Genomic DNA, 12,557 nt, shown 5'->3' with positions numbered 1-12,557 from the left:
TTCATGTCTTACAAACAACTAAAGTTAGAAAACCAACTTTGCCACCGACTCTATATGGCTTCGAATAGCATCACACGCGCATATAGAGAACCATTGAGTCAGCTCAATCTTACTTATCCACAATATTTGGTCATGTTAGCGTTATGGGAAACCGATCGAATAACCATCGCCGAGCTAACTCAAAAAACGTCTATCGACAGTGGCGCAATGACACAAATATTGAAAAAAATGGCTGAGAAAGAACTACTTCTAGTAATAAAGGACAAAGATGATCGACGGAAGCGTTTTGTGATGCTTAGTCGTAGCGGAAAAGAAATGCAAGAAGAAGCAAGCCAAATACCTGAAAAGATCAAGTGTCAGTTTTCTTCCATTTCACCTGAGCAGCTTACCACTTTGATGAGTCTTCTGGATTTAACGATTAACGACCTAAGATAGTTGTCTGCGCTTACTAAGCTCCACAAAACTTGAACATTTCATTCATCTCTATATAGAAACTTTTTACGCCATATGTAGGACTGCCATTCTGGGTCAACTTGTCTGACGAGAAATGCCTATTTTGTTTAATTAATCTTTGTCGTGGAAATAACACTTAAATGATCAATATAAGCGTTTAGATAATTTTAAGCCCTAAAATTTCACTTTAATCGAAAATTATTTGCTTATGTCGTGGCCGTGTCGTGGACAAACAATGGCACGCCGAGCAAAATGGCAACTAAGCGTCGATTGAGAATAGTTATGAAAATTAAAGTCAAACACGGACTAATAAAAAAGTTAAGGCTGCAAAAATCTTGGACTCAGGAAGATTTTGCAGAAGTCTCTGGTGTGCACTCACGAACGATTCAGCGAATGGAAAACGAAGGTATGGTATCTGTAAAAACGCTAAATGCAGTTGCGAATGCACTAGACGTTGAAGCATACAAGCTCGAGTTTTCAACAGATGAAATTGATTTTGCGCCATTATGGATGGAGTTGAGAATTTTGGTTTTAGCTATTACGCGACGAATATTGCCAATGGATGATAAAGAGATACCCAATAGCCTGATTGCAATACTTTCACTATTGGCTATTTCTGCCAGTTATACACTGATCAATTCGATTATTCTGATCATAAGTCAACCGCAAAAGAATTTTGATAGCATTGCCATTTCCGGGTTATTCGGCGTCGTCATTAGTTTTTGTATTCTGTTTGTGGCTGTCATCTACCCGCTATTTAGATTAAAAAGTTGGGCAAGGTACACCATGTTAGGAATTTGTGGTGTGTTCTTTTTGATCAATGGCGGATTACTCGCTGAAGTATTTATCAAAGCCATGACGAGTAAGCTGTCTTTGAGTGCCTTGGATATAGATTACCTTTTAATAGCAGAATACTGCTTCAATTTACTGTTTGTTTACTGGATAGTCATCACCCTCACTCGAGCTGATATTAAAAGGCTGTATACAAAAAGTAAATTGCCCGACACGTAAGTGGCTCTCTTCTCAATCATCTAAGTATTTCTGCTTAGTATAAGAATCTATTTTAAAACATAAGTGGTGAGGTATCGGCGGCTATCTAATAGTCGCTAATATCTAGCATGTGCCTTTTATTTATTGGAAACCCAAATGAAAAACCTAAGACCTATTTTATTGTTACTCATTACATTCTTTTTGTTTTGTTTATCTGTGCAAGCTAATCAGAGTCGAGAACGGCATCAATCTCCGTCCAACATTGAAGAGCTTAAAGTCGCCTTGGCTGATTTAATGCAGCATTATAAAGTGCCAGCCGCGGGTATTACGATGATAGATAAACAAGGTCTTGTTTACTTTGATGCTATTGGCCTTGCGAATCGAGAGGAAAACATCTCTGTTAATACAGATTCTGTGTTTCGTTTAGGTTCAACGTCAAAAATGTTGGTTGCCCTGAGCGTATTGAAGCTCGTAGAAGATAAAAAGCTTAGTTTACAAGATAAGTTAGTCGATTTGGCACCAGAGATTGAGTTTAATAACCCATATGCGGCTACACATCCGATAAGGATTATGCACCTTTTGGAGCACACCACAGGTTGGGACGAACAGCATTACCCCGAATTCGCTCATAACCAAACACCGCCTATTTCACTTAAAGATGGACTTGATTTTCATCCTCACTCGAGAACCTCGCGTTGGCACCCTGGAAGCAGGTATGCATACAATAATACTGGACCGACGGTAGCTGCGTATATTGTAGAAAAAGTCAGCGGAAAAACATTTGAAGCGTTCGTACAAACGCATTTCTTCAACATGCTAGATATGCAACACAGCACATTTTTGTATGATGAGGTTTTTACTTCAATGCCAACCGTTGGCTATGACGATAAGAACCGACCGATCGACTATCATCATTTCATCAATCGTCCCGCAAGCGCTTTGAATAGCTCTATCAAAGATATGACGAACTTACTCACACTGTTTATTCAGCGAGGACAGTTCAATGGTACGCAAATTCTCAGCGAGCAGTCTTTAGTGAGAATGGAGACGCCAAGTTCATCGCTATCTGCACAAAAAGGTATGCAAACGGGGTATGGCCTCAGTAATTATAGTGCGGGTTACAAGCAATGGGTATATCGTGAGCATCGCGGCGGTATTGAAGGTTATATGTCTGAAATTTCCTATATCCCTGAACAGCAAACAGGACACGTCATTTTATTAAATACGAAAAACATTGCGGCTTTTCAAAAAATTTCTAATTTAATTAAAGATTACGAGACACAACAGTTGAGTCGTTCAGAAGCACCTGCAGCTGTGCTTCTGATGGATCAAAAAACGAATAAAACAGAGGAAGCGTTTTTGGCTTCCACGCAAACAAAACCGGCAATCGAGGGCCTATATTACGAAATCAATCCGCGAGTAGAGTTGTTCAGCTTTATAAATTACATTTCAAATATGAAAACATTTTCCTTTGACGAGAACACACTCATTCAAGGAAAGGCCATTGGGGCTAGCAAAAACTATTATCACCCAGTCTCAGACGATTTATATCGCTCTGATGAAACCGGTTTAATCTCCCTTGCTAGAGTCGTCGACCCGATTGAGGGTGAAGTATTGCACTATGCTTATGGTGCTAGTGCCGTTAAGACCTCGGTATTAAAAAAAATAAACCCTTGGCTAGGTTATACGCAGTTACTAATCGGGTTTCTGTGGTTATTGATTATTATATTTTCACTATTTAAAACACTGGGTATTGGTATTGCAAAGTTACGTGGTCGTAGTGTTCCTATTGAAGTGAAACAGCTCAGAAGATGGCCATTACTTGCTTCATGGGCATTTATCAGCATTTGGGGATTGCTCTTTGTTGCTGGCTCAAACCCATATTACTATATGGCCGGACCAACGATTGTATCTATTGGCATCATGTTGATGACGATTATTTTTGCATTATGCTCAGTATTTGCCATAGCGACTGTTTTTATTAAAAAAAGCAACAATGTCAATAAATCGAGCTATTGGTATTACACAATTGCATCGGGTGTGCATTTTTGTGTGATGCTTTTTTTGCTCAAATTCGGAGTCATCGGGATCATATTTTGGGCGTAAAGTGGGATGCACATCGCCTGATGTTTTCTTCAAATATAATAAAAGCGATTAGAGCAATCTATTTATTCGGTGTGTAAAAGCGTTTGATTGTGTCTAGTATTAACCTAAAGCAAGTGCAAAGACTTCATTTTGTAAAGTCTACATTAGGAGAATATATGTCTAACAAATCGTCAAACGGCGTGTGCCCCGTCATGCATGGTGGTAACACAGGTTCAGAAAACTCAGTGACTAAGTGGTGGCCTGAATCCCTTAACTTGGATATTTTACACCAGCACGATACACGCACTAATCCGATGGATAATGACTTTAGTTACGCTAAAGCACTGGAAGGCCTCGATTATGAGTCAGTCAAATCTGACGTTGAAGCTACGTTAAAAGATAGTCAAGATTGGTGGCCAGCTGATTGGGGCCATTACGGTGGCCTCATGGTCCGTCTAGCGTGGCATTCTGCAGGTTCGTATCGATTAGGCGATGGCCGTGGTGGTGCTGCAACAGGCAACATTCGATTCGCGCCATTAAATTCATGGCCTGACAACGCTAGCTTGGATAAGGCTAGACGACTCTTATGGCCTGTAAAGAAAAAATACGGTAATGCTCTAAGTTGGGCCGATTTAATTATGTTGGCTGGCAACATGGCCTATGAATCGATGGGCTTTAAGACTTTCGGGTTTGCATTTGGCAGACAGGATATTTGGGGTCCTGAAAAAGATGTTTATTGGGGGGCTGAGAATGAATGGCTAGCACCCTCAGAAAATAGATATAACGAATTAGAAAAGCCAAGTACACTTGAAAACCCCCTGGCTGCAGTCCATATGGGTCTCATTTATGTCAATCCAGAAGGCGTAAATGGTGAACCTGATCCAGCAAAAACAGCTCTTCACATCAGAGAAACTTTTAGCCGCATGGCGATGAATGATGAGGAAACAGCAGCGCTAACTTGCGGCGGTCATACCGTTGGCAAAGCTCATGGCATGAATAAAGAAGCCAATATTGGTAAAGAACCAGAGGGCTGCCCTGTGCACGCTCAAGGACTGGGCTGGGAAAACCCAGATCAGGCAGGAAAAGCCAATAAAGCATTCACTTCTGGTATAGAAGGGGCTTGGACAAAAGAGCCTTTGAAGTTTGACATGGGTTACTTTGATTATTTATTTGGTTACGAATGGGAGTTGACTAAATCCCCGGCTGGCGCGCACCAATACCAACCAGTTGATATGCCTGAATCCGAGAAACCACTCGATCCGAGCGATCCAAATGTTAAGCAAATGCCAATGATGACTGATGCAGACATGGCGATGAAGGTTGACCCTATTTACAATCAAATTTGTCAGAAGTTCATGAGTGATCCAGAGTATTTCAAAGATGCCTTTGCTCGCGCTTGGTTTAAATTAACGCATAGAGATATGGGACCCAGAAGCAATTATTATGGACCGGATGTACCGAGTGAAGATCTCATTTGGCAGGATCCAATCCCTCAAGGCCCTAGCGATTATGACGTAGATGCTTTAAAGGCTGCTATCGCAGAGTCAGGCCTATCCAATGTAGAGCTAATCAACACGGCTTGGGATAGCGCAAGAACTTACCGTGGTTCAGATAAGCGCGGCGGTGCAAACGGTGCCCGTATTCGGTTTGCTCCGCAAATAAACTGGCCTGCCAATGAACCAAACAGGTTGCAAAAAGTATTGTCGGTATTGGAACCAATCGCCAAACAGCACGGCGCATCTGTAGCTGACACGATAGTACTTGCCGGCGGTGTTGGCTTAGAAAACGCTATCACTGCGGCTGGCATGAGCATCAATGTACCGTTTTTGCCAGGGCGTGGTGATGCGCTTGAGGAACAAACTGATAAAGAAAGCTTCAATGTCTTGCAGCCGCTCGCTGACGGGTTTAGGAACTTTCAATTAAAGGAGTATGCTGTATCACCTGAAGCGATGCTTTTGGATAAAGCACAATTACTGGGCTTGAGCGCAGCAGAGATGACTGTTTTAGTTGGTGGCATGAGAGTACTTGGGACCAATTATAATGAATCAGAGCATGGTGTATTTACGTCGCGGGTTGGACAACTGACTAACGACTTCTTTGTTAACCTAACTGACATGTCAATGAGCTGGCATCCTGTCGCTGATAAGAGCTATGAGCTTAGGGATAGACGCTCGGGCGAAGTCAAATACACAGCGACTAGCGTTGACTTAGTTTTTGGTTCAAATTCAATTTTAAGAGCTTATGCGGAAGTTTACGCTCAGGATGATAACCAAGAAAAATTTGTTAAGGACTTTGTCGCAGCATGGTCAAAAATAATGAATAACGACCGCTTCGACATAAAAGCGAACTAGTCGTTTTTACGACAGCCATGGATGGCGCTGAACTGCTCGAAGATGTTGGGGAAAGTATTGAGAGTTAGTGTTCAAATGAACACAATCAATGCCTTCACTACATTTAATAGCGTCCCTGTAATTAAGCTTTAGCGCTAGGCCTGGCGCTAACCTTGTCATACCAAGCTTGTAGAGCCGTATACTCGTCTTTGACTCTGACATCGATGACTCGTGCAAAATCAATCGAGCACATTGCTGTTATGTCAGCGATAGAGAATTTATCTCCAGCAATAAACTGGTTTTGCTCTAACTGGCGATTGAGCAATTTCAAAAACTTAGCCGCATTTATACCCGCCTCAACACCGTATTCTTTGATGGGCTTCATTCGGTCTTTAAAATAACCTGTCGTATGTTGAAAGCACATACCCACTTGCATGAACAAACCAAACTCAACTTGACGCTGCCACATAGCAACCTGCCCTTTTTCGAGTGCACTTTCTCCGAATAAGAAGGGTTCGGGTTGTAAGGCCTCAAAGTAAGCACAAATAGCATCACTCTCGCTAATACAGGTACCATCGTCCAATTCCAATATCGGTATTTTACCAATGGGATTTTTTTCCCTCATTTCTTTGGAGAGATTTTCACCTTTTTGCAAATCGACCTCAACATACTCCATCGGAATAGACTTTTCTGCAAGGAATATGCGAACGCGTCGGGGAGTGGGAGCCGTTTTAGTGTCGTAGATTTTCATGCTAGCTTTTCTCTGATTAGCCTTGAACTACAACTAGTATAAAACAGCTTTACTTTGGCGCAATAAATTGGCTATTTATTCTTCTTATAACACTGTATATAGTTCACAGCCAAACTATTGCTTAGCCGCCATTTCCCTGACAAAGGGTTATAGGCCATTCCTGATTCAGAAACCTGTTGTAAGCCTGCCACAACTGCCATCTGATTAAGCTCGACTGGTTTCACAAACTTGGCCCAACTGTGTGTACCGATTGGCAAGTAACGCATGATATATTCAGCGCCAATAATGGCAATAACAAATGATTTTGGAGTGCGATTCAGCGTCGCCAAAATAGTAAAGCCTCCATTTGCTGTCAGTTGTGCACATTCGGCTATCAACGCCTTTTGGTCTGGCACATGCTCTACTACCTCGGCATTTATCACAATATCAAACTGCTTCCCTTCTTTGAGTTTATCTGTCGACAGGATGTGCTGATAATGAATATTCAGGCCTGTTTTCTGTGCGTGTCGTCTGGCGACTTCAACGCTCATTTCGCTAGCATCAATACCCGTTACATTAGCGCCAAGTTTCGCTAAAGGCTCACACACCAAACCGCCGCCGCTACCAACATCTAAGACACTCAAACCAGCAAGGCAATTTTCATCATCGATGTCTCGGTTGAAGTGCTTGCAGATCTGCGGCACAAAATAATCGATACGAGCTTGGTTAAAAATGAGGGCCGTTTTGTATTTACCATTCGGATCCCACCAACTTTCTGCCAAAAGGTCAAAACGTGCTATCTCTGACTGAGACACATTTGTATTTTCGTCTGATTTACTTGAAAGCTTGCTGAGCTTACTCTTGTCTAACATCTTATGAGCTATATTGGTTGATGAGCTGTATTGTATGTATACGTGAGAAGTAATTTAAGGATTAGAAATGGCAAACCAAAAAAACGTCTTAGGTGGCACTTTAAAACTGTGCTGCGGAAATACTGGTTATACAAGAGAAGGTTTCTGCTATGTACCAGAAGGTGACGTAGGAAATCATAGTGTTTGCGCCATCGTTTCAGAGGCGTTTTTAAACTATTCTTTATCTCGAGGGAATGACCTAATCACACCTAACCCATTATATCAATTTCAAGGCTTAAAACCTGGCGACCGCTGGTGTTTGTGTGCAATGCGCTGGCGTGAAGCTTTATATATGGATGTTGCTCCGAAGATTGACTTAGAGGCAACCAATGAAAGTGCACTCAACATTATTCCACTTGATGTACTTGAAAAGTATAGTCACAAACAATCAGAGTAAACTTCACCACCTTAATAGTATGCAAAAAAAACCCCGCAAAAGCGGGGTTTTTACATTGTGTATCTTAGTTCACTTTAGAACTTATAACGTCTTCTTGCTAAACCACCTGCAGCTAAAAGAGCAACTAGTAAGAAGCCTAAGCTACCACTATCTTTCGGCTCATCACCTTCGATGATGACTGCAGTTGTTGAGCGGATGATATCAGCACCGCCAGTTGGATTAGTAATCACAATCGAGAAACCAATATCGTCTGTCGTCTCTTGATTAACAGTGTTGATACTAATGGTTTTCGGAGATGTATCGCCGTCAGCCCATGTTAATGTACCAGCCAATCCAATGAAATCTATGCCTTGTTCAGCAGTACCACTACCAATTTCATAATCAACCGTAACTTCGAAGTCAGCACCACCAACACGCTCAACTGTAATAAGCGCTGGCTGACCATTCTGTGTTCTCACTGTAGAATCAACCAATGAAACATCACCAGGAATTGGTGCAGTCACATTAAGTGAAACAGCAGTGCTTGAATCAGGGTAAGGTGTATTACCTGAAGTCACCATTTGTGCAGAGAACGAACCTGTTGCGAGTGCTGTAGTGTCGAACTCTAGCTCGATATCAACAGATTCACCAGCGGCAACAGTGCCAGCGACAGCTGAAGTTTGCGTTACCCAAGGTAAGTTTTTCCAATCACAGAAGTTAGTTTCACCACTTTCAAATGCGATGATACCGCCTAACGAACGAGAAGGCGTCCACATGATACCGTCACAAGTCACAGCTAGACCAGATTGTTCACCACCTGCGATTGGATCAATAGGAAGCGCATCACTTGCTAGTAGGTTGAAGCCTGTTTCTGCATCAAGTTCTGCTGTTGTTGAATCCAAAATAGTCACGTCAAAACCAGTAGTCGTGTTCTGCATAACATAAAGCTTGCCAGATACTGGGTTAATCGCTAAACCAGACACTGATAAGCCAACATTGACAGAGCGAAGTAGCGTACCTTCAACGTCGAATTGGTGGATGATGCTATCGTTCCAAGAACCAGAGTAGAACGTGTTGGTAATTGGGTCATAAGCTAAACCACGTTGCGATGTGCCGAATGCTGGGCAAATTTGCTTACCAGTCACTTCCATAGCAACAGGGTCAATCTCGTGAATACAGTTATCATCACCTACTTCAACCTGCCAGATCATGCCGGTACGATTGTTGTAAGCCATGTCTGCACCAAAGATAGCAGATGATGCTGAGTTATCGATAGTGTTGCCTGTGAAAGCACCATTTGCATTGTACTCAAAAATAGCATCAACCGGAGCGCCACCAGCAGCTAGGTCACCTACGTAGAAGAAACCTGTGTCTTGGTTAATTGCAACACCCCATGGGAATGCCATCTGAGGCGTACCAAATCCACCAAGAACATCAGATGCCGCTTGTGGTAGGTTCAATGCCATTTGGTCAACAACGTGACGAGCTTTCGTCGCATCTAAATCACTTAAGTTCTTAGGACCGAAGTGACGAGAAGTTGCGTGGAAAGGGCCCGTTACTTCTGGAGCACTCGTAGGTGATTGAGTAAACAATACAATATAGTCACCGTCAGCAGTACCGGTGTTATCCAATGTAATAGAAGAAGTACCAACACGACCATTCGTTACCGTTACCGTTGCCAATGAATCAGCAATTTCGAAACGAGGGGCGTTCAACGCGATAGGCGCCGTAGGAAGTACGTCTGCTAATGCTACTGTTGCTGTTTCATACAATGAAAGCGCAACTGAAACATTGGTGTCACCAGTAGGTACGAACAATGAGAAGTAACCACCCGGGAAGTCAGCACTGTCAGTAGACGTTGTCGTTGCAGTGTCTGCACTAGAGCTAACTGTTGCACCATTCAATGGAGCGTCAGTGTTAGCGTCTACAACGACACCACGAACAATCTCACCGTCTAATGGAATACAAGTGTTACCACCTAATGCTACGTTATCAACAATCGCATAGTATTCGAAGGTAGCGTCATAGTTCCAACGAAGCTGGAAGTTAGTCGCGCCCGCTAGTTCAGCCGCAAGGTCAACGATGAGTGACTCAGCTTGGTTTGTTGCAGGAATTGCCTGAACTGCAGTCCATGCGCCACTGTCAACGCTGACTTCTAAATTGTAGACATCACTTCCACCGAAAGTTCTAAACCAGCTATCAAACGCAACAACTGTTGAAGAAACATCTGCTACCGCAATAACAGGTGTAGTCAAGGTTGCTGACGTATTAGAGAAACCAGCAGCATCACTATCAATCATCGCAGCCTCACCCGAACCGAGTAAGTCCCCACGAGTACTAGTCGATGCAGCAAACCAAGTTCCACCTGGACCAGTCGCGTTAATTGTCCAATCTGTTGGTGGTACACCGCCTTCGAAATCTTCAACAAATGAAGGCTCAGAGAAACCGTAACCACGAGCAGTACAGCTAGCTAGTACCGTTAGGTCAAAGTTTTGAGGTGTTCCAGCGGCAGGCGTGAAATCTACAGCTTGTGCCATGTAGCCAGGATCAGCCGACATTGCTGTCATCTTGATCAAGGTACCTTCAAACAAATCAATGCTGAACGCACCTGTTACTGGGTCAGTAAAGGTAGTTAAACGAGTTCCTGGGGCATCGACAACGATTTCAGCGAATAATGGAACGTCTAAACCAGAACCATCACTCACCACACCGGTGACTGTTACTGGCGTAGCAGCATCAAGGCTAAAGTTAACCGTTGTTTCTTCGTCTTCTGTTACGTCTACGTCTGCAGTTGATGCTGCATCGAAACCGTATTTGAAGGCTTCTACTGTGAAACCATCAGCAACGGGCAGTGTTGCAGTGTATTCACCCGCAGCGTTTGTTCTAGCGGTTAACGCGCCAATTGTGACTTGAGCATCAGCAATAGGGTTACCAGCAGAATCAGTAATCGTTCCTGCAATAGTACCTGATGGGCCAGCAATACAGTCATCGAACTTCACGCTACCAATATAAGTAGACCAAGCCGTTGAATTGTCATCCCCTTCTTTGTAGTACTCAGTAGTAAACCAGAAAGTACAATCATCGGTAGGATCAACGCTTAAGCTAGAGTAATCACCCCAACGGTTTGAACCAGATTGAGACGCTTCACCCGCTTTCAAGGTAACTTCAGGCACAGTCAATACATTGTCAGCGTCGCTTTGTGAACGACCACTAAAGCGTATTGAAGGAAAGGTCTCGTTACCCGATACACTATAACCAACACCAATGTTACCAACCGCATCCATTGCAGCACTACCCATCCAACGTGAATTACCGTCGTCTAAGTTAAACGTACCGTTTTGAGCTAAAGAAGGCATACCAGTATCAGTAAGATCAATTTCATACCAACGAACACCAGAGATGTCGTTGCTTGTTGAAGAACCGATAACGTTATGGTTAGCGACTAGCTTATGCTGTGTGCCACCAAGGTTACGATATGCCAAACGGAACATCATGCGGTTACCGATAACATCTAGGTTTTGCGCATTAGGCTGTTCAATACAGTCACGGCTAAAACCACACACGGCACCATTATATGGAGAAACAGTGAGTGTATCGGCTAGAGTAAATGAACTGTTATCTGTGTCATTCCAATCAACATCAAAATGCCAAACATTCAATTCACCTGGGTTATCAGCAGTAACAAAAATACCCGGCATATCTTCAGGTGGTAAGAAAATACCATCAATATCGGCAGGCATTGGCGTAAATGCGTTTGGAGCAGCTGTTTCTAAGTCAAAGATAACTTGTTGAGCAGGCTGACCGGCTAACATTTTATCACGCTCATAAGCCACAACACCTGAACCTACGAAGCTAAGTGACTGTGAAAATTGATTCACACCAGCATAGTAAGCATCAGTCCACACACCGTAGTGCGGATAATCGTTAAATTTAGTGGTGCTATATAAGAAATCGTATAGGTAATACTCACCTGTAGGGTCACCCGTTTGCGAGATCGCGATACACTGACGGTTGTTAGTGAAACCACTTGGGAATGCAAATTGAGTAATCATCCAACGGTCTGCTTGCGAATCATAAAGTACGATAGGGTCGCCGTTATTATTTGATTCACAAAGACCACCGAAACCGTCCCACAGTGCATTGATAGAAGTAGGCGCTACCAATTGGTTACCTTCTTTATCCCAAATAGCAAGTGCTACGTTTACAGTTTGGACAATATGATCAGGACCAACGTCAGCATTGGTATCTGGTGGCGTTGCACCAGTCACGTTACCCACACCATCAAAACCGAAACCGACGGTCACGTTCGCAGCGGAGTTACGCTGGAATTTACCGCCAGTCGTAATTTCGTACTGAAGAACAGAATCAGCATCGACGCCAGCTGCGTTCTCTAGGTATTCTGAAGCGAGAGGATAATTTTGGTTAGGTACCGCATATCCGAGCTCATCGCCTGGCACTTTGTCGCCAGATGCACGCATTTTATCAACTCTTGCCGGGGTCAGTTTTGGCAAAGGTTTTGCAACATCACGGAATGGTTTACTTAATTTAGGTTTTGAAAGGTTTGTTGTAATATTTGGATTTTTTTCGTCTGCTTGGGCAACACCAACTGCACCAGCTAGACCAAAAATACCCAACCCACAATAGGTGGTTATTTTTTTTATATATCTAGACACGTTCCCTGC

Annotated in this window: 8 protein-coding genes; 5 read left to right on the top strand and 3 right to left on the bottom strand. The window is 43.0% G+C overall.

Annotated elements, in window-relative coordinates:
• Nucleotides 1–3: 3 nt before the first annotated feature.
• The 4 genes from RM544_RS13390 to katG all read left to right on the top strand — a co-directional run bounded on the left by RM544_RS13390 (nt 4) and on the right by katG (nt 5,879).
• Entirely contained in the window at nt 4–435 is a 432-nt protein-coding gene (locus tag RM544_RS13390) for a MarR family winged helix-turn-helix transcriptional regulator (RefSeq protein ID WP_311362305.1), read from the top strand.
• 300 nt (nt 436–735) lie between these two features.
• Nucleotides 736–1,464 (top strand): helix-turn-helix domain-containing protein, encoded by a 729-nt coding sequence (locus tag RM544_RS13385; RefSeq protein WP_311362304.1) that lies wholly within the window; start codon nt 736–738, stop codon nt 1,462–1,464.
• 135 nt (nt 1,465–1,599) lie between these two features.
• Nucleotides 1,600–3,549 carry a serine hydrolase domain-containing protein gene (locus RM544_RS13380; protein WP_311362303.1) on the top strand — a complete coding sequence of 650 codons (1,950 nt, stop codon included), beginning with the start codon at nt 1,600–1,602 and terminating at the stop codon, nt 3,547–3,549.
• A 155-nt stretch (nt 3,550–3,704) separates the two neighbouring features.
• On the top strand, nt 3,705–5,879 hold the full coding sequence (gene katG / locus RM544_RS13375; protein WP_311362302.1) for a catalase/peroxidase HPI: 2,175 nt from the start codon (nt 3,705–3,707) through the stop codon (nt 5,877–5,879).
• A gap of 121 nt (nt 5,880–6,000) precedes the next feature.
• Here katG and RM544_RS13370 read toward each other — a convergent pair whose 3' ends face one another.
• Both RM544_RS13370 and ubiG read right to left on the bottom strand, forming a co-directional pair.
• A complete protein-coding gene (locus RM544_RS13370) occupies nt 6,001–6,609 on the bottom strand; it encodes a glutathione S-transferase family protein (RefSeq protein WP_311362301.1) in 609 nt (202 codons plus the stop codon).
• 71 nt (nt 6,610–6,680) lie between these two features.
• On the bottom strand, nt 6,681–7,460 hold the full coding sequence (gene ubiG / locus RM544_RS13365; protein WP_311362300.1) for a bifunctional 2-polyprenyl-6-hydroxyphenol methylase/3-demethylubiquinol 3-O-methyltransferase UbiG: 780 nt from the start codon (nt 7,458–7,460) through the stop codon (nt 6,681–6,683).
• 67 nt (nt 7,461–7,527) lie between these two features.
• Here ubiG and RM544_RS13360 point away from each other — a divergent pair, with 67 nt between their 5' ends.
• Nucleotides 7,528–7,896: a DUF2237 family protein gene (locus tag RM544_RS13360; protein ID WP_311362299.1), complete on the top strand. Its 369-nt coding sequence runs from the start codon at nt 7,528–7,530 to the stop codon at nt 7,894–7,896.
• 74 nt (nt 7,897–7,970) lie between these two features.
• Here the strand turns inward: RM544_RS13360 and RM544_RS13355 are convergent, their stop codons facing one another.
• Entirely contained in the window at nt 7,971–12,548 is a 4,578-nt protein-coding gene (locus tag RM544_RS13355) for a carboxypeptidase regulatory-like domain-containing protein (protein ID WP_311362298.1), read from the bottom strand.
• Nucleotides 12,549–12,557 lie beyond the last annotated feature (9 nt).

The sequence above is a fragment of the Brumicola blandensis genome (assembly GCF_031846165.1).
Lineage (GTDB): Bacteria > Pseudomonadota > Gammaproteobacteria > Enterobacterales > Alteromonadaceae > Glaciecola > Glaciecola blandensis.
This window is presented reverse-complemented; position numbering and strand designations above follow the sequence as displayed.